At 35.4% G+C, this 25,226-nt stretch carries 17 protein-coding genes and 1 riboswitch; of the genes, 8 read left to right on the top strand and 9 right to left on the bottom strand.

What is annotated here, in order from left to right; translation table 11 throughout:
- Position 1 precedes the first annotated feature (1 nt).
- The 3 genes from secA to F596_RS0101615 form a co-directional block, all read right to left on the bottom strand.
- The gene (gene secA / locus F596_RS0101605) at positions 2 to 3,355 is read right to left on the bottom strand and encodes a preprotein translocase subunit SecA (protein ID WP_019035606.1); all 3,354 of its coding nucleotides are present in this window, start codon (positions 3,353 to 3,355) and stop codon (positions 2 to 4) included.
- A gap of 168 nt (positions 3,356 to 3,523) precedes the next feature.
- On the bottom strand, positions 3,524 to 3,880 hold the full coding sequence (locus tag F596_RS0101610; protein WP_019035607.1) for a hypothetical protein: 357 nt from the start codon (positions 3,878 to 3,880) through the stop codon (positions 3,524 to 3,526).
- Between the two features lie 14 nt (positions 3,881 to 3,894).
- A complete protein-coding gene (locus F596_RS0101615) occupies positions 3,895 to 5,124 on the bottom strand; it encodes a lipoprotein N-acyltransferase Lnb domain-containing protein (protein WP_019035608.1) in 1,230 nt (409 codons plus the stop codon).
- Positions 5,125 to 5,278: 154 nt separating this feature from the next.
- Here F596_RS0101615 and bamG point away from each other — a divergent pair, with 154 nt between their 5' ends.
- The 7 genes from bamG to queG all read left to right on the top strand — a co-directional run bounded on the left by bamG (position 5,279) and on the right by queG (position 16,300).
- Positions 5,279 to 6,586 (top strand): BamG family beta-barrel-assembly machinery protein, encoded by a 1,308-nt coding sequence (gene bamG, locus F596_RS0101620; RefSeq protein ID WP_024992625.1) that lies wholly within the window; start codon positions 5,279 to 5,281, stop codon positions 6,584 to 6,586.
- Between the two features lie 7 nt (positions 6,587 to 6,593).
- The gene (lptC, locus tag F596_RS0101625) at positions 6,594 to 7,253 is read left to right on the top strand and encodes an LPS export ABC transporter periplasmic protein LptC (protein WP_019035610.1); all 660 of its coding nucleotides are present in this window, start codon (positions 6,594 to 6,596) and stop codon (positions 7,251 to 7,253) included.
- A gap of 13 nt (positions 7,254 to 7,266) precedes the next feature.
- Positions 7,267 to 8,532, top strand: a complete 1,266-nt coding sequence (locus F596_RS0101630) for a hemolysin family protein (protein ID WP_008449320.1) — start codon at positions 7,267 to 7,269, stop codon at positions 8,530 to 8,532.
- A 95-nt stretch (positions 8,533 to 8,627) separates the two neighbouring features.
- Positions 8,628 to 10,775, top strand: a complete 2,148-nt coding sequence (locus F596_RS0101635; RefSeq protein ID WP_008449271.1) for a peptidylprolyl isomerase — start codon at positions 8,628 to 8,630, stop codon at positions 10,773 to 10,775.
- 365 nt (positions 10,776 to 11,140) lie between these two features.
- Positions 11,141 to 14,473, top strand: a complete 3,333-nt coding sequence (locus tag F596_RS0101640) for a glycosyltransferase family 117 protein (protein WP_019035612.1) — start codon at positions 11,141 to 11,143, stop codon at positions 14,471 to 14,473.
- Positions 14,474 to 14,571: 98 nt separating this feature from the next.
- Positions 14,572 to 15,210, top strand: a complete 639-nt coding sequence (locus F596_RS0101645; protein ID WP_008449306.1) for a polysaccharide deacetylase family protein — start codon at positions 14,572 to 14,574, stop codon at positions 15,208 to 15,210.
- 157 nt (positions 15,211 to 15,367) lie between these two features.
- Positions 15,368 to 16,300: a tRNA epoxyqueuosine(34) reductase QueG gene (gene queG / locus F596_RS0101650; RefSeq protein WP_019035613.1), complete on the top strand. Its 933-nt coding sequence runs from the start codon at positions 15,368 to 15,370 to the stop codon at positions 16,298 to 16,300.
- A gap of 30 nt (positions 16,301 to 16,330) precedes the next feature.
- Here the strand turns inward: queG and F596_RS0101655 are convergent, their stop codons facing one another.
- From F596_RS0101655 to F596_RS0101675, 5 genes are all read right to left on the bottom strand, one after another.
- Positions 16,331 to 16,651: a cupin domain-containing protein gene (locus tag F596_RS0101655; protein WP_008449351.1), complete on the bottom strand. Its 321-nt coding sequence runs from the start codon at positions 16,649 to 16,651 to the stop codon at positions 16,331 to 16,333.
- 138 nt (positions 16,652 to 16,789) lie between these two features.
- Entirely contained in the window at positions 16,790 to 17,464 is a 675-nt protein-coding gene (locus F596_RS0101660) for a thiamine diphosphokinase (RefSeq protein WP_008449228.1), read from the bottom strand.
- Entirely contained in the window at positions 17,464 to 18,087 is a 624-nt protein-coding gene (gene pnuC / locus F596_RS0101665; protein ID WP_019035614.1) for a nicotinamide riboside transporter PnuC, read from the bottom strand. The genes F596_RS0101660 and pnuC overlap by 1 nt, the downstream gene beginning before the upstream one ends.
- A gap of 25 nt (positions 18,088 to 18,112) precedes the next feature.
- The gene (locus F596_RS0101670; protein ID WP_024992623.1) at positions 18,113 to 20,512 is read right to left on the bottom strand and encodes a TonB-dependent receptor; all 2,400 of its coding nucleotides are present in this window, start codon (positions 20,510 to 20,512) and stop codon (positions 18,113 to 18,115) included.
- A 25-nt stretch (positions 20,513 to 20,537) separates the two neighbouring features.
- A riboswitch (TPP riboswitch) is annotated at positions 20,538 to 20,636 on the bottom strand.
- Between the two features lie 359 nt (positions 20,637 to 20,995).
- Complete coding sequence (locus tag F596_RS0101675) at positions 20,996 to 21,421, bottom strand: DUF2147 domain-containing protein (RefSeq protein WP_019035616.1); 426 nt, start codon at positions 21,419 to 21,421, stop codon at positions 20,996 to 20,998.
- 328 nt (positions 21,422 to 21,749) lie between these two features.
- On the opposite strand from F596_RS0101675, the gene F596_RS0101680 reads away from it, so the two are divergent.
- The gene (locus tag F596_RS0101680; RefSeq protein WP_019035617.1) at positions 21,750 to 23,267 is read left to right on the top strand and encodes a DUF438 domain-containing protein; all 1,518 of its coding nucleotides are present in this window, start codon (positions 21,750 to 21,752) and stop codon (positions 23,265 to 23,267) included.
- A 96-nt stretch (positions 23,268 to 23,363) separates the two neighbouring features.
- On the opposite strand, the gene typA is transcribed toward F596_RS0101680, so the two are convergent.
- The gene (typA, locus tag F596_RS0101685) at positions 23,364 to 25,166 is read right to left on the bottom strand and encodes a translational GTPase TypA (RefSeq protein WP_008449260.1); all 1,803 of its coding nucleotides are present in this window, start codon (positions 25,164 to 25,166) and stop codon (positions 23,364 to 23,366) included.
- Positions 25,167 to 25,226 lie beyond the last annotated feature (60 nt).

A 25,226-nucleotide genomic window follows, 5' to 3' on the forward strand; every position in this document is an offset into this window, starting at 1 on the left:
TTTATAAGTTTCTGCCGTGACAATGCTTAAATTTCTTACCACTTCCACACGGACATGGGTCGTTAGGACGTGGAGTCTTTTCTGCTATATATGGAGTACGAGTAACATTTTGTGCTCCCTGACGTGTGTCTTGTGAAGCGGCAGCTAATTGGTTTTCGTCTACAAGTTCTTCTTTTTGTTCAACATACTTTGGTGCTGGAGCCTCAGTATTAGTGTTTTCTACTGGGGGTTCTCCCTGCATTTCTGGTATCTGACCACGCATTAAGACGCTTGCAGCTCTGTTATTAAGATCGTTAATCATATTGTCCCATAGCTTAACGCTTTCAAGTTTGAATATCAACAAAGGATCTTTCTGTTCGTAAGAAGCGTTTTGTACAGAGTGGCGCAGTTCGTCGAGCTGGCGTAGATTTTCTTTCCAATCATCATCAATGATATGTAGTAGTACGCTTTTCTCAAACTGTTTCACAACCGATTTTGCTTCTGTGTCGTATGCTTCTTTTAAGTCGCAAGGTATATTATATACGCGTTTACCATCAGTAATAGGCACCATGATGCGTTGATAAATAGAACCTTGATTTTCATATACTTCTTTTATGATGGGCCATGCTACAGTCTGTATGCGTTCTGTCTTACGTTCGAAGGCTGCCATTGCTTGTTGGAACGATTTTTCAGCAAGCTCTTCGTGGCGTATAGTGTTGAATTCTTCCTCTGTAAAAGGGCATTCTATAGACAAAATCTTTAAAAAATCTTCTACGCAACCATCATACGTTTGGTTGTTAAGAGTGTTCACACATCTATCCCAGATGATGTTAGATATGTCCATACCTATGCGTTCTCCCATTAAGGCGTGGCGTCTTTTTTCGTATATTACAGTACGTTGTTTGTTCATCACATCATCGTATTCTAATAAACGTTTACGGATACCAAAGTTGTTTTCCTCTACTTTCTTTTGAGCGCGTTCTATGCTGTTAGAGATCATAGAGCTTTCTATGCGTTCACCCTCAGCGAATCCTAAACGGTCCATAACTTTTGCGATACGTTCTGACCCGAATAGGCGCATCAGTTTGTCTTCGAGCGATACATAGAAGACAGAAGATCCTGGGTCTCCTTGACGTCCTGCACGACCACGAAGCTGCCTGTCTACACGTCTGCTCTCATGCCGTTCGGTACCAATGATAGCAAGTCCGCCCGCTTCTTTTACCTCTTGTGATAGCTTAATGTCAGTACCACGTCCTGCCATGTTAGTAGCTATGGTTACTGCTCCTAAACCATTAGTAGATCGACCAGCCTCTGCTACTATCTGAGCTTCTTTTAAATGTTGTTTAGCGTTTAGCACCTGATGAGGAATCTTACGCATATTAAGCATTTTGCTTAGAAGTTCGCTTATCTCTACCGACGTTGTACCTACTAAGGTAGGTCGTCCTGCATTGCGCATTTCGATAATTTCTTCTATTACGGCAGCATATTTTTCTCTTGCAGTTTTGTAGACACGGTCTTCTAAATCATGACGTGCTATAGGCCTATTAGTAGGTATTTCTACAACATCGAGCTTGTATATATCCCAAAATTCTCCCGATTCGGTTGATGCAGTACCTGTCATACCAGCGAGCTTGTGATACATACGGAAATAGTTTTGTAGCGTTATAGTAGCAAATGTTTGTGTAGCAGCTTCCACTTTAACGTGTTCTTTTGCTTCTACAGCTTGGTGTAAGCCATCGCTCCAACGACGTCCTTCCATGATACGTCCCGTCTGTTCATCAACAATCTTTACTTCTCCGTTAAGTACGACATATTCATCATCTTTGTTAAACATGGTATAAGCCTTCAGCAATTGTTGCAGTGTGTGTACTCGCTCACTCTGAATGCCATAGTTATTCATTATGTCGTCTTTTTTGTCGATGTACTCTTGCTCGTTAATAAGCTTGTCTTCTTTTTGTTTTTCAAGATCGGAAAGCTCGGTAGTTATGTCAGGTAAAACGAAAAGTTTAGCATCATTTACTTGTGTAGCTAACCATGCAGACCCCTTATCGGTAAGGTCGCACGAGTTCATCTTTTCTTCTGTTACAAAATAAAGAGGCTCTATAGCCTTGGGCATTTCTCGATTATTATTAGCCATGTAATACTCTTCTGTTTTGAGCATACCAGCCTTGATACCTTCTTCTGATAAGAATTTTATAAGAGCTTTGTTCTTAGGTAGTGCTTTATACGAACGGTAAAGAGCTAAGAAGCCTTCTTCTAACATCTGCGAAGCCTCTTTTCCGTTAGGCATTTTCTGTGCTTTGCTTATTTTGGAGCGTGCTTCTGATAGAAGTTCTGTAGCTTGCTTTCGTTGTACCTCGTATAGATTTTGCACTAAAGGCTGATACTCTTCAAACATCTGGTCATCTCCCTTAGGCACAGGACCGCTTATGATGAGAGGTGTTCGTGCATCGTCTATTAATACAGAGTCTACCTCGTCAACAATAGCATAGTTGTGCTGACGCTGAACAAGGTCGGTAGGTGATACAGCCATATTGTCGCGTAGATAGTCGAAACCAAACTCGTTGTTGGTACCAAAAGTTATATCTGCTTGGTAGGCTTGACGTCGTTCAGGAGAGTTTGGCTGTGTTTTATCAATACAGTCTACCGACAGTCCGTGGAATTCATATAAAGGCCCCATCCATTCAGAGTCGCGTTTTGCAAGATAGTCGTTTACAGTTACTACGTGTACGCCATTACCTGTTAGCGCGTTTAGGAATACGGGAAGAGTAGAAACAAGTGTTTTTCCCTCACCAGTAGCCATTTCAGCTATCTTTCCTTGATGAAGTACCGTACCTCCGAAAAGCTGTACATCATAGTGTATCATTTCCCATTTCAGGTCATTTCCTCCTGCTGTCCAATGGTTATGATAGTATGCTTTGTCGCCTTCTATAGAGATAAAGTCTTTTGTAGGGTCGGCAGCGAGGTTGCGATCAAAGTCGGTTGCTGTAACTATAGTTTCTTCGTTTTCAGCAAAGCGGCGTGCAGTATCTTTTACAATAGAGAATGCTACAGGCATTACCTCGTCGAGAGCAGCTTCGTAATTGTCGAGAGCTTCTTTTTCTAACTTATCTATTTGGTTAAAGATATTCTCACGTTCTTCTATTGGTGTGCCCTCTATGGTGGCACGTAGTTCTGCTATTTTCTCGCGTTGTTCTTTAGCTGCATCTTGTACAAACTGTTTTATTTCTTTTGTTTTAGCACGTAGCTCATCGTTGCTAAGTGCTTGTATCTCTGGGTAAGCCGCTTTTATCTTGTCTACAAGTGGCTGTATAAGTTTTAAGTCGCGTGAAGACTTATCTCCGAAAATGGCTTTTAATATTTTGTTAAAATTCATTACTTCTATGTTTTATTGTTATTTTATGGTATGCTCCTTTTTAAATATTTAAATATCAGAGCTTTACCTGTTGTTTTTAAAAGGTTACCTTTTGTAGTGTAAAAGGTTATCTTTTGCACAGTAAACTGTTATCCTTTATTTTTTGATATGTAATTGTAAAAAAAAATACTAACAGTTTGGTCCTCTAATAAAAATAGGGTTTGTTATAGTTTTGTATGGTAAATTAGCCTTATTATTATTGATATTTAAGAGGCAACAATCTGTTATTTTTCCAATAATAGTTGTGTCTACTTGGCATATAAAGTATTTTTCTTGTATAGGCTGTGTTTTGTTATCTTTATGTTCTTCATATAGTAGCTTTATGATGTTGGTGATATTATCTTCTAAGTCTTTAAAGTCCTGATATGTATAAAGATTTTCTATAGCGGCATCGCCTAAAGTTGCTTTCAGTATAGCTTGGTAAGTTTGTGTCTCTACGCCCGTAGCGGTTAACACTACGAGGAAAGCTGTTATATATTTATTCATTTTTGTAGACGACACTATTTTACCGTTTTAAGTTTGTTTTCGTGTTCAATTAATATATGTACTCCACAATTAAGGAGCAAGAATAATGCCACAATTACAGCAGGAGTGGGGTAATATTGTATAAACCCTATAAGAAGCCCTATTATAATAAGTATAGCCCATAGCTTCCACCAGATGTTTTTCTTTAGAGTTTTGTTTCTTTTTATAGTAGTATAAAGGAAGAAAAGAGGTAGTGGGTTAAAGATAAAGATAAGCCCATTAGCATTAACACAAGGGTGTTCTGAGAAAATCATGACAGTGAGAATTATTCCTATAATGCCTGTAAAAATCATTAGAAAAGAGTCCCAAAGCGATATTGCTATTACTTTTTTTACTTCGATGAGATTAATAATAAAAGTTATAATGATAAAGATTATAACACAAATCATCGGTGATGGTATAAAGTTGTCGCTAAAGCTAAAATCTGTTGTGTTTGTTTTGTGTGGTATAACACGTAGGAGCTTATTAGTTTTGCTTATTAAAGGCTTACCATCGTATGTAGCAGAAGCAAAATCGTGCATAAGGTTATCGGGCAAGAATTGTTGCTCTTGCCTGTTGGTAGGCTTGTCAGCTTTTACTCCAAGCAGCATATCATCACCAAGTTGTGCCCATTTATCTACATTATTATAACGGTGAATAATATTTCTGAAACTAACGTTTTCTATATTCCTGTTATATTTTACTTTACCATTAAGGTTGTCTATAATAAGATCTCTTGCCTTGCTTGTACAGTTATTGTAAAAGAAGTTATATCTATAGGTTATGTTTTCAGGTAAGGTGTTTTTTATAAGAGCCTGTAAAATGGCTTCTTTGTCTTTGTCAGAAATGTTAAGAATTTGTTCTGTTATGCCTCTGCCCTCGTAAGCATATTCTTTCATAAAGATATTCATCGGAACAATTCCCATTTGATAATCGGTCTTTCCTAAAACAAAGCGAGGGATAAAATGGGGCTGATTAAAAGAAAACATGCCATAGTTTACCACAATGTCGAAATTATCATCGTAGGCATAAGCGTTATCTTCTTTAAACCGTATAGCAGTATGTCCAAACAATGCCCATATCTCTTTACCGGGGGAGCATGTTAGCAATGATATTTGTAAAGTCTTAGGATTAAGATGTGAAGGCTCTACAATAGGCGTTTCTGCCCATGCTTGTAAAGATGCAAGTAAACTAATAATAAATATGTAAACGTAGCGACTTCTCATATTATTTGCAAAGGTAATAGAAAAAAGGGATTTGCCAAAGAAAGCTTTAAAAAAACAAATTATGCGGGTGTGTTTCTATTAACACCAAAAATTTTTAATAACTTTGTACCCTGTATATATTATAACGTGTAAATAACAAGCAGTCATAAGCATAATGAAAAAGATAATAGTATCAATTGTGATAGGCCTGTCATCAATGGTGGCATTTGCCCAAAGTAGTACAAACTCCCCATATAGTAGGTTTGGATTAGGAACAATATCGCCACTATCTACAAGTTTTAATCGTGGAATGGCAGGTGTTGCTTATGGCTTTCATGAACAAAATCAGGTAAATTATCAAAATCCGGCTTCGTATGCTTCTATCGATTCGCTTACGTTTTTGTTTGATGCAGGTTTAGGTTTACAGCTTACTAACTTTGAAGAGGGAGGTGTAAAACGAAGTGCACAGAATGCTAATTTTGAGTATGTTGTCTCGTCGTTTCGCCTTTTTAAGCATTTTGGTGTTAGCTTTGGGCTATTACCTTATACTAATATAGGTTATAATTATAGTATAACATCAAATGTGAATGATTCTCCAAGCACATCGTCTCCTGATGTTACTTATACTAATATATATAGTGGAAGTGGTGGTCTTCATCAGATATATTTAGGAGCAGGCTATTCGCCTTTATCTAATCTCTCTATAGGTTTTAATATTGCTTATCTTTGGGGAGATTTGCAGCATAGAATAGATAATACTTATAGTGAAGGAAGTATCAACACCTTGTCGAAGGTTTATAATACTACGGTTAGAAGTTATAAGGCAGACTTTGGTATACAGTATACTTTCCCTTTGAAAAATAAAGATGAGTTTACCTTTGGAGCTACATACTCTTTGGGACATAAGCTGAAAGGAAATCCAGAATGTTTATTAATATCAACTAATCCTCAGACAAGCGTTTCGGACAGTATTACTTATAGAGCAAATGGAGAACTTAAGTTGCCTCACGTCTTTGGAGCAGGTATAATGTATAATCATCATAACAAGTTAAAAATGGGAGTTGATTATCAGTTTCAGAAATGGAGTAGCTTAGAAATGCCACAGCTTGTTGGTAAAGAAAAGGAAAGAAGGTATGATATGGTAGGAGATTTGTATAAGAATCGTCATAAAGTATCTCTTGGTGCAGACTATACTAATGGAGATCAATATAGTAAATATATTAATCGTATGCATTTTCGCGCAGGAGTTAGTTATGCAATGCCTTATTTTAAGATAAATGGTCATGATGGGCCTAAAGAGTTTGCTGCTACTATTGGTGTAGGCCTACCTTTAACGAGTGGATATAGTCGTTATAGTATGCTTAATGTTAGTGCAGAGTGGGTTAATAAGAGTGTTATGGGAATGGTAAAGGAGAATATGTTTCGTATTAACGTGTCTCTAACGTTTAATGAGCGTTGGTTTGCTAAGTTTAAGGTAGAATAAAGGATCGATGAAAAGCTCTTTCTGTTATTCTGTAGTTGTTATATTTGCCTTATTAGGTTCTTATGCTTTATTATGCTCATGTAATAAAGGACAGGAGCATATAGCCCCTGCTATACATCAACGGGACTCAGTAGCAGTAATGACTACTTATGGTGTAAATACTCTTATATCCGATTCAGGGGTTATAAAATACCGTATAGTAACAGAAGAGTGGGAGGTAAATCAAAATAAAAAGCCTTCACGATGGACTTTTAATAAAGGTATTTTGCTAACACAGTTTGATTTAAAGAAGCATGTAGTAGGATATATTCAGAGCGATACAGCAGTGTATTACGATGAGTTGCAGCGTTGGGAGCTTCGTGGGCGTGTACGTGTGCTTACTGCAAACGGACTTGTTTTTAGAAGTAATCAGCTAACTTGGGACGAACGCGACCATCTGTTATGGTCGCATACTCATTCTTATTTGCGCACGCCGGATAAAGAAATGGAGGGCTCGTGGTTTAAGAGCGATGAGCAAATGATAGATTATGAAATTAGAAATCCAAAAGGCTGGAGTGTCTTTTCGGAGCCTAAAGATGATGGCGAGGCAAGGACACCTACTCCTGCTTTTGCTCCTATAGATACTTTACATCGAGATAACTTTAAGGGTCCGGTGTATAATAAATAAAAAAACTAAAAAAGTGACTATAAACTCTATTATAGGAATTGTCATAACAATGGTGTTATCTGCATTCTTTTCAGGAATGGAGATAGCCTTTGTGGCAAGTAATCGTATGCTTGCCGAAATGGATAAAGAAAGGAATGGGTTAGCACAGAGATGTCTTTCTCAGTTCTATAAAAATCCAAATGGCTTTGTTTCTACTATGCTTGTAGGAAATAATATTGTTTTAGTTATATATGGTATCTTATTTGCAAAGATATTTGATGCCACATTATTTTCTTCTTTTGAGCCTGCTACACGCGTCTTTTGTGATACATTGTTATCAACAATGGTAATATTATTTACAGGCGAGTTTTTACCTAAGTCGTTATTTAAGAGTAATCCTAACCGTTTACTTACTTTTTTTGCGCCATTAGCTTATCTTTTTTTTATTATCCTTTGGCCCATAAGCAGGTTTGCTACTTTTATAGCAAAGATATTTTTGAGGCTGTTAGGTGTCAAAATGAATGAGGAGAGGAGTAGTGAAACCTTTTCAAAAGTGGATCTTGATTATCTTGTACAAAGTTCTATAGATAATGCAAAAAGCGAAGATGATATAGAAGAAGAGGTGAAGATATTTCAAAACGCTTTAGATTTTTCGGAAATAAAAGTACGCGACTGTATGGTTCCTCGTACAGAGATTAATGCCGTAGAGGAAAATTGTACAACAGAAGAGCTTTTGCAACGTTTCATAGAAAGTGGTAATTCTAAGATATTAGTTTATGTAGAAGATATAGATCATATAAAAGGTTATATTCATTCTTCAGAGCTTTTCCGTCATAAACAAAGTTGGCAGGAACATATTCTTGAAATGCCTTTTGTTCCAGAAACAATGACTGCTCAAAATTTGATGAAGATTTTTCTACAACAGAAGAAAAGTTTAGGGGTAGTAGTTGATGAGTTTGGTGGTACAAGTGGTATAGTATCTTTAGAGGATATAGTAGAAGAGATCTTTGGAGATATAGAAGATGAGCATGATAATGCTAAGTATATAGCAAAAGATTTGGGTAATGGAGAGTATTTATTGTCGGCTCGTCTTGAGATAGACAAGGTGAATGATCTGTTTAATATTAATCTTCCAGAGAGTGATGAGTATATGACATTAAGCGGATTACTTCTACATACATATCAAAGTTTTCCAAAATTAAATGAGGTAATAAAGGTGGATAATTATGAATTTCGTATTATAAAAAAGACAATGACAAAGATAGAACTTGTTAAATTAAAAGTATTATCTAAAGATTAAATACATCAGAAATTATGTTAATTGTATTTTTGTTTGTATTTTTGTAGGCAATTTTTAAAAATGATAATAATTAAGAAATAAAATAAATATATAAAATGGCAGTATTAGGTAAAATTAGAAGTAAAGGAACTTTACTTATGATCGTTATCGGCTTGGCTTTGCTTGGTTTCCTTGTAGAGGAAGGAGCACGATCTTGTTCCGGTTTGAAAAACGAGCAACGTTCGCAAGTAGGAGAAATTCTTGGTGAAAAGATTAGTAATCAGGATTTTCAGAAATTAATAGATGAATATCAGTCGGCTATTAAGCTAACTATGCAGCGTGATAACTTATCAGAACAAGAGCTTAATCAGGTAAAAGATCAGGTATGGCATCAGCTTGTTAGTAATCGTGTATTAGAGGCAGATGCTAAGAAGGTAGGATTAACAGTAACAGAGCAAGAAATACAGAATGTGCTCAGCGATGGTACTAATCCTGCTTTAGCGCAAACCCCTTTTGTAAATCAGCAGACGGGGCGTTTTGATGTTAATATATTAAAACAGTTTCTTGATAGTTATAATAAAGCAAAAGATACTAATTCTCCACAGTTAGAGCAGATGCAGAGCATTTACAACTATTGGTTGTTTGTAGAGAAGAATCTTCGTTCGCAGCTTCTTGGTCAGAAATATCAGAGCTTGCTTGCCTCTTGTGTGCTTTCTAATAAGGTTGAGGCTAAGTTAGCTTTTAAAGATAATAATGAAGAAGCTCAGATACAGCTTGCTACACTTCCTTATAGCAGTGTAAAAGATGCTGATATAAAAATATCTGATGATGATTTAAAGGCAAAGTATGATGAGCTAAAGGGTATGTTCCGTCAAGCAGTAGAAAGTCGTGATGTTAAGTATGTAGATGTTCAGATTAAGGCAAGTGCAGCCGATCGTAGAGCTATAATGAATAATATGAATAGTTTGCAAAAAGAATTATCTACAACTACCGATGTTTCTTCTGTTGTAAGTAAGAGTGGTAGCATAATACCTTATCTTGATGTTCCTGTAAGTAGTAAGGCTTATCAGCAATATCCCGACATAGCTTCTAAGATAGAAACTTTAGATGTAGGTACAACGGGAGTTACTGAAAACACTCAAGACAACACCTTAAATGTTATCCGTGTTCTTTCTAAAGAGCAATTGCCAGACTCTGTAGAGTTCCGTCAGATACAGGTTGTAGCAAACACTCCAGAAGAATCTAAGGTAAAGGCAGACTCTATACAAAAGGCTTTGGCAGGAGGAGCTGATTTTGTTACTATTGCTAAGCGTTATGGTCAGACAGGTGCAAAGGCATGGCTCACAGGTCAGCAATATGAATCTGCTCCAAGTATAGGGCAGGATAATCGTACTTTTTTACTGTCATTGTTAAAGGGAGAGGTTAATGCTATCCAAAACGTAGCTTTGACACAAGGAAACGTTATTGTAGAAGTTCTTGAAAAACGAGCAATGACAACTAAGTCGGTTGCTGCAGTTATAAAGAAAGCTATTGATTTCTCAAAAGAAACTCGAGGTATAGCATATAATAAATTCTCTGAATTTGTAGCGAAAAGTACTACTTTAGCAGATCTTCAGAAGAATGCTGGTAGATATGGTTATTTAGTTAAGGACTTGAAAGGTATAACCACTGCAGAGCATTATGTGGCAGGTATCCGTGGCACACGAGATGCTTTGAAATGGATCTTTGAGGCTAAGCAAGGGGATATTTCACCTCTTTTTGAAGTAGGGGATAATGATCACATGTTGGTACTTGTTCTGAACGGGATTCATGAGCAGGGTTATCGTCCATGGAATGATGCTGAGGTGAAAGAAATTCTAAAGCGTGAAGTAATGAAAGATAAGAAAGCTGAAGTTCTAATGGCAAAATTAAAAGGTGTAAAGTCTATAGCTGCAGCTCAAGCTAAGGGAGCTAAAGTATCTATAGTTAACCAGATTACTTTTGCATCACCAGCATTTATTCAGTCGGTAGGTGCTGTTGAGCCAGCGCTTTCTGGTGCCGTAGCAGCTACAGAGCAAGGCAAGTTCTCTAAAAAACCAGTAAAGGGTAATGCTGGGGTATATGTTTTCCAAGTATTAAAGAAAGCTATGCGAGCAGGGTCTAAGTTTAATGAGGCACAGCTTGAGCAGCAGTTATCTCAGCAGTCAATGCAAATAGTAGGCGGTTTTATGCAGGATTTAGTGCTTAAAGCTCATGTTGTAGATAATCGTTATTTATTCTTCTAAAATAAATAATTTACTGATATTATATAAAAAAGAGTCGTTCTTATATAAGAGCGGCTCTTTTATTTTGTAATTAAAGGTATACTTAAAAGCAAAGTTTCTATTTAATAGAATATTAAGATAAGTATGATGTGGAAAAGTTAGTTTTCCTGTAATAAAATAAAAGTTATTTAAAGTTTAGTTTGAAATTTAGTAACTATGGGTTTATTCTATAATATTTTCTGTCTAAGTTTTTTTTGTTTTTTTCTTATAGCTTTCACTATATAATATAATTTATATTGGTATCTTTGCAACAAATATCGTAGAATTAATAAAATAAGATAGCTACTATTAGTTAGTTGCAATTATTTTTAAAACAGAATAAATATATGAAAAAGTTTAGACTTGTGGATAACATTTTAGGCTGGGTGGCTTTTCTTATAGCTGCTTTTACCTATGTTTCCACTATCGAGCCAACGGCGAGCTTTTGGGATTGCCCTGAATTTATCACAACAGGTTACAAACTTGAGATAGGACATCCTCCTGGGGCTCCTTTTTTTGCAATAACAGCTAATCTTTTTTCACACTTTACCAGTGATCCTACGCAAGTGGCAAGAATGGTAAACACAATGAGTGCTTTGTTGTCAGCTACTTGTATTATGTTTCTTTTTTGGACTATTACTCACCTTACTCGTCGCCTTATAGTGCGTGAGAAAGGAAGTATTTCTTTGCCAAAACTTATTGCAATAGAAGCATCAGGGTTAGTAGGCGCTCTTATTTATACATGGAGTGATACTTTTTGGTTTTCTGCTGTAGAGGGTGAAGTATATGCTTACTCTTCGGCTTTCACAGCAGTAGTGTTTTGGCTTATACTTAAATGGGAGGATAATGCTGATAAGCCACATTCTGATAAATGGTTAGTACTTATAACTTATATGACAGGTCTATCTATTGGTGTTCATTTGTTAAACCTTCTTTGTATACCTGCTATAGTTTTAGTATTCTATTATAAGAAATATCCAAATGCTAATCTTAAAGGCTCTCTTATAGCTTTGCTAATATCTATTATATTGGTTGCTGCTGTGCTTTATGGTGTTGTGCCGGGAATTATTACCGTAGGAGGTTGGTTTGAATTGTTCTTTACAAACACCTTGGGAATGCCTTTTAATACAGGTACTATTATTTATATTATTTTATTGATAGGTTCGTTTATTTGGGCTATTTATGAAACTTATCAAAATAGTAATGAGAAGCGTCAGAATATTGCTTTTTTAGTAGCTTTAGCTTTGATAGGTATTCCTTTTGTAGGCTTTGGTTGGAAGGCTTTTTTTACAGGCATTGTAATACTTGCAATAGTCTTTGGTGTATTGCATGTAAAGTGTAAAAGAACCATAGGTGGTAAAAATGTTAGAACACCTCTTATATCTTCTCGTATAAAAAACACAGCGTTGCTATGTATGTTGATGCTTATTATAGGCTATTCTTCCTATGCATTAATAGTGATTAGATCTACAGCTAATCCGCCAATGGATCAAAATTCGCCAGAAGATATTTTTACTTTAGGAAGTTATTTGAGTAGAAATCAGTATGGTGATTATCCTTTGCTTTATGGTCAGGCTTATTCAAGTCAGCCAGCAGTAGCTGAAGATGGGCAGCATTACAAGTTCACAAAAGGTGCGCCTGTTTATGAGCGTAAGGAGAAAGCCTCACCTACGGAGAAGGATTCGTATTTTGTTGTCCGCACTAAAGATAAATTGCAATATTCACAGAATATGTTTTTTCCACGAATGTGGGATTATCAACATGCAGGACAATATGAACAATGGATGGGAGGTATTACAGGTCATGATGTAGATGGTGTGAAGATGCCTACACAAGCAGAGAACATTCGCTTTTTTCTTTCATACCAGTGTAATTTCATGTACTGGAGGTATTTTATGTGGAACTTTGCAGGACGTCAAAACGATATACAAGGGAATGGCGAGCCTGAGCATGGTAATTGGATAACAGGTATACCATTTATAGATAATGCTTTGTATGGTAATCAAAGTTTGATGCCTGACGATTTGAAAGCGAACAAAGGTCATAATGTGTTCTATTGCTTGCCTTTACTACTCGGATTAATCGGACTTTTTTGGCAAGCATGGCGTGGAAAACGTGGGATTCAACAATTTTGGGTAGTCTTCTTCCTGTTCTTTATGACAGGTTTAGCTATCGTATTATATCTTAATCAATATCCTGGGCAGCCACGTGAGCGTGACTATGCTTATGCAGGGTCATTCTATGCTTTTTCTATTTGGTGTGGTTTGGGTGTTGCAGCTTTATATGATTGGGCTAAAAAACTTAAAGTGCCTGCAGTAGTATCAGCAGCAGTTGTTAGTATAATATGTTTACTTGTTCCTATTCAAATGGTATCTCAAACATGGGACGACCACGACCGTTCAGGGCGTTATACTTGTAGAGATTTCGGACAAAATTATCTTAACTCACTACAAAAGAAAGGTAATCCTATAATATTTACTAATGGTGATAATGATACTTTCCCTTTATGGTATAATCAGGAGGTAGAAGGTGTGCGTACAGATGTACGTGTATGTAACTTAAATTATCTGCAGGCAGATTGGTATATCGACCAGATGCGTCGTCCAGCTTATAACTCTCCAAGTGTGCCTATTAAATGGCGGCGTTTAGATTACGTAAGTGGGACTAACGAAATGATACCAATACAGCCAGGATTAAAGGAGCAGATAAAAGAGTTTTATCATCAAAATCCAGCAGAAGCGAAGAGGGTTTTTGGCAAAGATCCTTTTGAATTGAAGAATATTTTGAGGTATTGGGTACGTTCTAAAGATGATGAAACGCATGTTATTCCTACTGATACTATTTATATGACAATAGATAAAGAAGCGGTAAAACGTAGTGGAATGATGTTGCCTTCAGGCTCTATACCAGATAAGATGATTATTTCGTTAAAAGGTAAAGATACTCTATATAAGAACGACTTGATGATGCTTGAGATGATTGCGAATACTAATTGGACTCGTCCTCTATATGTAGCAATTACTGTAGGAGGAGAAAATTTCATGAATCTTGGCGACAACTTCATACAAGAAGGTTTAGCTTATCGAATTACTCCATTTACAACTACAGAAAATAACGCAGGTAAGACGTTAAATATTCGCAATTATGATACAGAGAAAACGTATGATGCTGTTATGCATAAGTTTAAATGGGGCGGACTCTCTAATCCTCATTTCTATCTTGATGAAACTATTGCTCGTATGGCTTATACTCACCGACGTGAGGTAGGTCAGTTAGCTTTAAACCTTATAGCAGAAGGTAAAAAGGATAAAGCATTGAAGGTTTTACAAAAGGTTGATAAAGAGATACCTTTTTCGGTAGTACCATGTGTGTATATGAGTGGTGCTGAAAGCTTAGCAAAAGCTTATTCTTTACTTGGAAAGAAAGCCAAGGCTACCCAAATATATGACAAGCTTTGGAAAAACTCTAAGCAGTATGTCAATTATTATATGAGTCTTAATAGTCGTTATTTTGATATGACGCAAGAGTCATGTAAGATGCATTTCCAAATAATGATGAACATTATTCAGGATAACAAAATGCTCAATTCTTCATGGGCAACGAAACATGCAAAAGAATTAAGTATGCTTATGCAAAACTTTGAGGCATTGGGTGGAGCTTTAATATCTTACGGACAATAGAAAAACAGAGCAGAAATTATAGCCGAGGATAGTTTAAGATAAAGACTATCTCTCGGCTTTTCATTATTTAAATTGTTTATAAAAAAATAATATTATAAATGCTTATAGAACAACCAGCACGATGGCTTAGGCTTTTTTATCCTCATGCTTTATGGCGAATGGACAAGAAAGATCATTCTGTTTATATTACTTTCGATGATGGTCCAATACCAGAAGCAACACCATTCATTCTTGATGTGTTAGATGAGTTTGAAGCAAAAGCGATGTTTTTTGTAGTTGCTGATAATGTAGCAAAGTATCCAGAATTATTTGAAGAGATAAAAAAACGTGGACATATGGTAGGAAATCATACCTATCATCATTTAGGATCTTTTAAGCATTGGACTTTAACTTATGCTATAGATGTTACAAAGGCAGATGCTATAATAAAGTCGCCATATTTCCGTCCACCACATGGTATATTACGCCACACGTTATATTGGTGGATTAAGCAACATTATCGTGTAGTAATGTGGGATCTTGTTACACGTGATTATTCTAAATATCTTACAGCAAAAGATGTTGTAGACAATGTAAAAAGATATGCTCGTAACGGATCTATAATAACCTTCCATGACTCTTTAAAAAGTATTGATAAGCTAAAAACGGCTCTCCCGGAATCGTTGCAATGGCTTAAGGAACAAGGATATGAGTTTAAGCTGTTTCCTAAAGACCCTAAAGACACTTATAACTTTTAGCTGTAAAAAAAGTAGATGAATAGTTATAGGAATAGTTTCATACATAAGAGGATTTATAGATGTATGCTTTCTTATATATTTATCTAAATTAAGATATTCTGTTTTGTTTTTATAATAATAAAGGGTAGTTGTCTCTTTCTAAAAAACACTTATTTATATGCTTTCTTCTTATGTAATAAAACAAGAAGCCAAACTATTAGGATTCTTTGCATGTGGTATGGCAAAGGCTTTACCTGTAGAAGAAAAGGTAGCAAAAGCATATAGAGAATGGATAGATAGTGGTAATGAAGCAGGAATGTTATATATGGCAAACAATGTTGAGAAGCGGTTAGACCCTCGTTTGCTTGTGCCCGGAGTAAAAACAATAATATCAGTAGCATTAAGCTATGCGCCTTCAAAAACTATTCCGGAGACCGAATATCAAATATCAGCATATGCCCTTGGACAGGATTATCACACATTGATGAAGGAGCGATTACGTGTTTTTGCAGAAAAGATCTTACCTGTGCCACTATCTGAAATAGGTGATAATGTTGTGAGATGTTTTTGTGATACAGCTCCCGTGTTAGAGCGTTATTGGGCTACTAAGGCAGGATTAGGCTGGATAGGTAAAAACCATCAACTTATCATACCACATGCAGGCTCTATGTTTTTCTTAGGAGAAGTATTTCTTCCCTTTGAAGTAGATATATACGATGAGCCTATAGAGGGTCGTTGTGGTAAATGTCATCGTTGTTTAGATGCTTGCCCTACTAAGGCTATTAGTGAAGATCCTGTATTTAAATCGGATAAATGCTTATCTTATCAGCTTATAGAAAATCGTGGGGAACTGTCTTCTGAGGCAAAAGAGGCTATGGGTAATACTATTTATGGCTGTGATAGGTGTCTTACTTCTTGCCCATGGAATCGTTTTTCTGTACCCACTACAGAGCCTAAATTGCAGCCAAAACCAGAACTTCTCATGATGACTAAGGAAGATTGGCATAATCTTACGGTAGAAGAGTATCGTAAGCTGTTTAAAGGATCTGCTGTAAAGCGTGTGAAGTTTGAAGGACTAAAGAGAAACATTGCAGCTAAAAACAATAAGTAAAAACGTCTGTTTAATATGTTTTTAGCCTCATTATTCGCCCTTAATCATTGTTAGTAACATCTTAAAGCGTTGTGGGGCATAAACAGAATGGCGTGCTCCTTGCGGTATAATAAAGCATTCTCCTTTCTTAATATTATAGGTAATACCTTCTACGTTTAGTGCCATTTCACCATCAACTACTTGTATAAAGGCATCAAAAGGTGCAGAATGTTCTGATAATCTCTGACCTATATCAAAACTAAATATGGTTATATTACCAGAGCTGTTATGCTCTAATTCTTTACTAACAATGCTTCCTTCTGCATAATTTATCATTTCACTAATAGTGAGAACCTTTGCTTTTTCTATCATCTTTATTATTTATAATTTCTTTTTTTTAAAAAGAGTTTTTCTAATATTGTTATATGTACAATATTTGTGCCAGATGACTAAAAGCAACAAATGTTACTATTTTTTTATGTAAGATGAACGATGCAAATGGGTGATGGCTTATTCTTTTTGGGCAAATGTTTGATAAACAAGATAAAACCCATTGCCATTGATAGTAAAACTATTAGCTAAAGCTTCATTTAACGTACCTTGCCAAAACTGCTTCATTGGGTAAATATCCCATTTAAGTCCTTCCGATTTTAGAGAAGTGCAAGAGCAATTAAAAACGCTTACTTGCTGTTTAGGTAAAGAGCTGAATGTATGTTCACCATTAGAAGTATGAAAATATCCATAGTCAGTTATCATTGTTGGTATAATTCCTAATTCTTTATAATAATACATCATTAACGAAATATTACCTATGGTGTGATCTTCTCGTTTACCAGTAGCACCTATGTAACAAAATCGAGGTAGCTGTTTACCAACATGTTCTTTGTCTATATGTGCAAGAGCATATCGAGTAGCTTTTGTTAGATCGTTTTCTTCTTGTTCTTCTATTTGGTGATAAATATCAGAAAAGCGTTGTTTTAAAGTGTTGTTTATAGAGTCGCCATCTCCTATAATAGCAGTTGGTGTTATGTTAAGTTTTAAGAGGTTAGCTAAAGCACCATCACAAACAAAAAGTTTTTTAGCTTGTCTTAATATTTTTATGGGTAAAGAATGCTGTGGAAAATCGCCTGCAGCGAGTATTACAGCATCATAATATATAGGGAAATTATTTATAATATCGTTCATTATATTATTTTTTCTTTTTTATTTTTATGGTATTCTGCTTTCCATTTTCTATATCCTATAATAGCTAATATAACATAAAGAGCATATAATCCAGCAGTAAAAGGTATATCTTTATAGGCATAAAGCACAGCTAATTCTATATCGGCTATTATCCAAAACAGCCATTGTTCTATATACTTTTTTGATAAAGCCCAAAGCCCTAAAATACTAACAGCATTACCAAAGCTATCGTAAAGAGGTACGTTAGAATTGGTAAAATGTACTAAAACTGTATAAAGAACAAACCATAGTGCTATAAAAATTGCAATAAGAGGTATTAGATAGCGACGTGGTAAATGAGTTATAGCCAGTTTTTTTTGTTTTTCTTTATTAGAAAATTTCCAATAAAGGAATCCATAAAGTCCAGCAATAATATAGTAGACCTGCATTCCAAAATCAGCATAAAGCTGTGCTTCATAGTATACGACGAGATATATTATGGGCATAACGATACCTGTAAGCCATAACCAGATACTTGCTTTATATTCCTGATAAATATATATTAAACCCACCACAGTCCCTATTATCTCAAGTTTTTGATAGTCGGTAAAGAAACTGTGGAGGGTATTTAAGATTTCTGTCATGTATGTATAACAATGAGAAATTTTATTAGAACTTCAGAGTTATGTTAGCCATAAAGTTGAATCCTGCCATAGGTACGAATCCTATTTGGGTATAACGATTATCGTTTGTATTATTATGATTTTCGCTTTTCAATATAGAGGTATAAACCCAGCCTGATGCAGCATAATGCTTATTGAATATGTTGTTAAAATAATTGCTAAGAACAATCTCTTTTAATCCAAAAGATTTACGATGGAAACGGAACGTATAACTAACGTTTACGTTAGTCTGGCTATAACAAGGTAATGAGCGTGTAATATTCTCTGTGTTATCAAGATATTGACGGCTCACAAAGTTAGTATGCCAAGTGGCTTTAAAACCTTTATAATGGGCATCTATAAAACCATTTAAGATAGCTGATGGTGAGAAAGCAAGGGTAGAATTATTATAATGTATTTTTTCAAAGCTATTTTCATAATCAACACTTGCCATTTCATCAAAATTTTTTATTTTATTTTTACTTAAAGCAGCATTACCTTCTATAGATAACCATGATAAAGGTTGTACACCAGCCTCAAGCTCTACACCCATACGATAACTTCGCTTAATATTGGTAGTTAGATTTTCGCCAATGTCGCTTTGTTCACCTGTTTGTACAAACTGGTTGTGGTACCACATACCGTAGAAGTTAGCTCCAGCATGCCATATATTTGCCTGATATTGGTAGCCAAGTTCTAAATCGAGTAATTGTTCTGGCTTAGGAGCAGGATACTTACCATTATCTGTAAAGTTGTTACGCTCAGGCTCACGATGTGCCCATGCTAAAGAGGTATATGCTTTATGCCCCTTTTTATAATAGCTTAAACCTATTTTTGGGTTAAGGAAATGGTATTGTTTATCAATGTTTATATTCTGGTTAATGTATCCACCTTTTTCTTTATTTTTATAAAACTTATCATTGACACCATCAGATGTGTAGTTTACGTAGCGGTATTGTACATCAGTAAAAACATTTAAAAAGTTGTTAAAATGGTAGCTTGCCTTAATGTAAGCACTATTGTCTTGCTTAAATGCCTTTGAGTCGTAATACTTATAGTCTACACCATTTGGGCGAAACTTGGCATCAAGTTCCTCATTACCTATATAAGTAAGGTAACCAAAGTGGTTACAATGAAATTGTTGAAGGTTAATTCCTCCAAGAATATCCCACTTATCGTCTTTATAATTGTTAGTATATACTAAACTATATGTATATTGTTGTAAGCCCTTTCTTCGTACAAAGTCAGATTTCTTTACCTCTTTTCCGTCTGCATCTGTAAAGGTTAATCCAAAATACTTTAGTTTCTTATTCTCTTTAAACTCGTTATAATATCCATAACCATATGTATAGTGTATTGCTAAGCGATGGCTCCAGTTGTTATTTGGTTTGTATGAAAAAGAGAGGATATTATGGTTTTGATAAAAGTTATCCGTAGTTTTATCCCAATAAGAGCCATCACGCATTTTATAACGATAAGTTTTATAATTGCCATCGGCATCTTTTTCAAACTTTCCATCTTTACCCTTTATTAAGTTTTCATACAAGGTGTTATATTTACCTAAGCCATTCTTGTACATATCTTTATATGTGGTAATTCCTGTACGTTCTTTATAGCTGCCATCTATTAAACTTCCATCACCATTACCTGCTGTTACACCGTTCCAAGCCTGACCAGTTTTTTCAAAATTGCCAATGTTTTTATAGCTTATGCGCAGCCTGTCATTAGGAAGCCACGTTAATCCTCCATAATAAGAACCAGACCTTCCAGCTGTGCCGTGAACAAAACCTTTTGTTCCTGTTTCATGATATGCTCCGTCGAAGATAAATTTGTTTCCTAACAAGCCTGTAGAAAAATTAGTTCCTACAGAATAAGTGTTATAAGACCCATACGAAGTACTTAACTCTAAAGAAGGAACTAACAGTGGAGAAGCTGTAGCTAAAGATATAGAACCTCCAAAGGCACCATCGCCATTTGTAGAAGTTCCTATACCACGCTGTATCTGTACACTACCTAAAAGGCTGGCATACGAATTCATGTTAGCCCAAAAAACAGCTTGATCTTCTGGTGAATTGAGCGAAATGCCATCTAAAGTGACATTTATCCTACTTGCTCCTGCGCCTCTCATGCGCATATATACAGAACCAGTACCTAACCCATTTTCACCCCAAGCTATAATGCCAGGAGTACGAGCAAAGAGAAAAGGAAGCTCTTTACCTTGTTTACTAAAACTTTCTAACTCACTTTTCTTAATATTAGCTACAGCGTAAGGAGCATTCTTTGTTACTCTTACACCGGCAACAACTACTTCGTCGAGCTGTCTACTCTTTAAAGTATCAATCCTGTTTTGTGCCATGAGCCCGCTAACACAAGTAAGTGTGCTAACTAAAAATACCATTCTTTTCATGAATGTAATTTATATTATAATTTAACATTAAAGGGGAAAATGTCCCTACGACGGCATTACCCGTATCAGGTTTATGGGTATAATCTCAGCAAGCCTACACAGGCAAGCACCCCTTAGTTTTATATTTTAAAACCAAGTACAAAGTTAATACTCTTTTTCCGAAAAGCCAAAGAAACGTTAAATAAAATATGTAGAAGATGATTTATAGACTATATACTTAGTATAATCTTATAAATAATACCAGTGTATGTGGCATACACTACTTGTGTAGATGACGTACACCAGTAGTGTAGATGATATACACCAATAGTGTAGATGATGTACATTACTAATGTATATGGTACACATTAACAATATGTACCATATACCGAAATGAAAAAAATATTTTCTAAAAAACTTATTGTATAACTAACTTTGATTATTAAAGCCATGAAAAGGCTTTTTTGTAATAAAAACAATATTATATATGTCTTATATTTATTGTTATTTTAGGCGTATCCATGTAGTATTACGTCCTAAAAGGGAAAAACCTATAAATCCCCTTACAACTAAATCGCCATTACCTTTCCTTGTAATCTTGCAGCTATAAGTTTTACCATTTTCAGGATCATATATCTTACCATTGTTCCATACGTCGTTATTTGCATATTTAAAGCCTGTAAGGATTATTTTACCTGCTAATTTCTTTGTACGTTCAGATTTTACAGGATTATTCTTATCTAAAGCATTCTTAGTTATGCTCCAAATGAGCTTGCCGTAATATGTGTTGCCACTCTTTGCTATAGCTATTTTAGCTTTACCGCCTTCGGTTAGATAAGTACCAATGAGTTTGTCTGCTATTGTGGTCTGACCCATTACATTGCAAGTTATTACAAAGAAAAGGCAGAACATAAAATACATCTTCTTCATTCTTATTTGTTTTTGTTTGTTTGAAAATACATACAAAAGTAATAATTTTTTCGTAATATCTATGATTTTATATAATAATATTACTTTTTCATATTAAAACATATAACTTAAAGAAAATGCTCCTTAAAGGATAAAATATTTAATAGTTTTGTAAAATACTGATTAAAAGTATAAGTAAATGGCATTAAATAGGAATAGAATGGAAATATAGAAATTGTACTGTAAATGTATTATTTGTTTTTTTTAACGTTACGTGGTAACATTTGTTATAAGCTGATATTTTGCTAAATTATACCTTTGTGATACTATTTTTAAACAGTTTAGTAGTATGATAAATAAAATGAAAGACCATCTTCCTTCTATCGAAATAGAAAGAATGAAGAGCTTATTAGACATTGAAGAGAAATACGAACAGGGTAAAATAACTTTAGAAGAGGGGCGTGAAAGGCTCAGAAACGAAGTAGGTAAAATATATCCCTATCATATTGCCTATATGGAACAGACTTTAAAAGATGGCAATGAAGATGAATGTGTGCGTGTAGATATGCATAAAGTATTGGAGCTTTTAGAAGGTTTTATGGAGAACAAACGCCCCGAATTAGCTGAGGATCACCCTTTGGCTCATTATTACAAAGAAAATGATGAGATGAGAAAGTTGCTCTTAAAGGTAGAAGATTTAGTGCAATATCCACTTATAAAAAATCAGTGGTTAGAGTTATATGATGATATAAAGCAATATCCTATACACTATAAACGTAAGCAAAATCAGCTATATCCTTTACTTGAGAAGAAGGGGTTTGATCGTCCTACTACAACTATGTGGACTTTTGATGATATAATAAGTGATGAGATTCGTAGTTCAGAACAATTGTTAGAAGCTACAGATGAAGATGCCTTTATAGCTAAACAGCATGATTTGATAGCTCATGCACGAGATTTGATGGAGAAAGAAGAAACTATTTTATATCCTACTGCACTTGCTCTTATCACAAAAGATGAATTTGAAGATATGAAAATAGGAGATCAAGAGATAGGATTTGCTTTTATTAATGTTACTTCGCCAAAACCAGAACCACTTAAAAATACTGCTGCAAAAGAATCATTTGCTACCGATTTACAGAATCTGCTCTCTAAATATGGTTATGGGGTAGGTGAAAATGAAGAGCTTAATGTTACAACAGGCAAGCTGACTTTAAAGCAAATAAATCTTATCTACAAACATCTTCCCATAGATATTTCTTTTGTAGATGAAAACGAATTAGTGAAATTTTATTCTGATACTAATCATCGTATATTTCCTCGTTCTAAGAATGTTATAGGTAGAGAAGTTACTAATTGCCACCCACGAAAGAGTGTACACATAGTAAAGGAAATAGTAGATAAGTTTCGTAAAGGTGAGCAAGATTATGCAGAGTTCTGGATAAATAAGCCTGATGTGTTTATATACATACACTATACGGCAGTGAGAGATGAAAAGGGCAAATTTTGTGGAGTACTTGAAATGATGCAAGATTGTACTCATATTCGTAGTTTAACAGGTTCGCAAACTTTGCTAACATGGGCAGGAGAAGAAGAAAAAAGCTCTACTTCAGAAGAAAAGGTAACAACAAAAGATGTAGTAAAAGGTATAGAAATTACTCCAGAAACTAAGCTAAAAGATATTTTTGAAATATATCCTATGGTGAAAAAAGAGCTTGCCAAGCGTTATCCCTCTTTTAAAATGCTTAATAGCCCGTTAGGGAAAATAATGCTAAAACGTGCTACTATACAGTTGGCTGGTGAGAGGTCTGGGTTGGGAGTTGATAGAATGATAAAACTAATAAAAGATATTATCACAAGTTTATAGATATATTTTCTATGTAAAATATAAAGCAAAAGGTAGCTCTTCTTACTTTTAAAGATTAGCTACCTTTTGTAAAGAAAATATATAAAATATGTGTGTCTATTCTTTATTGGCACGTTTACGCTCGTTGTGATCAAGAATAATCTTGCGCATACGAATATTCTTAGGAGTAACTTCTACATATTCATCTGCTTTAATATATTCCAGACATTCTTCTAAACTCATTACAGTTTTTGGAATAACACGAGCTTTTTCATCTGAACCAGAAGCACGGACGTTAGTAAGCTGTTTGGCTTTTGTTACGTTTACTACTAAATCGTTATCGTGTACATGCTCTCCAACTACTTCTCCGCCATAAACTTCTTCTCCAGAATCGATGAAAAATTTACCACGATCTTGCAGCTTGTCTATAGCATAGGCAAAAGCAGTACCTGCCTCAAGGGCAATCATAGAGCCATTTGTTCGACGAGTTATCTCACCCTTAAAGGGCTGATACTCTTTATAACGATGAGCCATAATAGCCTCGCCCTGACTTGCTGTAAGAACATTGGTTCGTAAACCGATAATGCCACGAGATGGTATTTCAAAAGTAATATTAACGCGATCTCCTTCTGCGTCCATACCTAATAAATCTCCTTTGCGGCGTGTTACCATATCTATCATCTTACTCGAGAAGTCAGATGGTACATTGATAGTAAGCTCTTCTATAGGTTCACATTTTTGCCCATTTATTTCTTTATAGATAACCTGTGGCTGACCAACCTGAAGCTCATAGCCTTCCCTGCGCATAGTTTCAATAAGAACAGAAAGATGTAGCACTCCTCGTCCACTAACTATCCATTTATCTGTACTATTTTCAAAGCTACGAACACGAAGAGCAAGATTTTTTTCTAACTCTTTCTCTAAGCGCTCATTAATATGGCGTGATGTGCAGAATTTTCCTTCTTTACCAAAGAAAGGAGAGTCGTTGATAGTAAAAAGCATGCTCATAGTAGGTTCATCAACAGCGATAGGAGGTAAAGCCTCTGGATTGTCAAAATCGGCAATGGTATCGCCTATCTCAAAGTTTTCTAACCCTATAACAGCACAAATATCACCACTTGTTACAACATCTGTCTTAACATGCCCCATTCCCTCAAAGGTATGTAGCTCTTTTATTTTTGTTCGCTCTTTAGAGCCATCACGATGGCATATAGTGATATTTTGCCCGTTCTTTAAGCTGCCACGGTGAATACGACCAACGGCAATACGACCAGTATATGAAGAATAATCAAGCGAAGTAATGAGCATCTGTGGTGTTCCTTCTAATAACTTAGGAGCAGGGATAGCCTCTACAATTAAGTCGAGTAAGTATTCTATATTATCTGTAGGTTGTTTCCAACTTTTAGCCATCCAACCATTTTTAGCAGAACCATATACAACAGGAAAATTAAGTTGTTCTTCTGTTGCATTAAGATCGCACATAAGATCGAATACCATTTCGTAAACTTCTTCTGGACGACAGTTAGGTTTGTCCACTTTGTTTATTACTACAACAGGTTTTAACCCTATTTCTAAAGCTTTTTGAAGCACAAAACGTGTTTGTGGCATAGGACCCTCAAAAGCATCAACAAGGAGCAAACAGCCGTCTGCCATGTTTAAAACTCGTTCTACCTCACCACCAAAGTCGGAGTGACCAGGAGTGTCGAGAATATTTATTTTAGTTCCTTTCCAATTAATACTAACATTCTTTGAAAGAATAGTAATGCCTCGTTCTCGTTCCAAATCATTAGAGTCGAGTACTTCGTCGCTGTTGTTTTGTCCATCACGGAATAACTTTCCAGCGAGCATCATTTTATCAACCAAAGTGGTTTTACCATGGTCAACGTGCGCAATAACTGCGATGTTACGAATATCTTGCATGAATTTACCTTAAAAAGATTTTTCTTTAAAATCAGATGCAAAAGTACAAATAAAAAGTTG

Source organism: Prevotella amnii DSM 23384 = JCM 14753 (assembly GCF_000378745.1).
GTDB classification, from domain to species: domain Bacteria; phylum Bacteroidota; class Bacteroidia; order Bacteroidales; family Bacteroidaceae; genus Prevotella; species Prevotella amnii.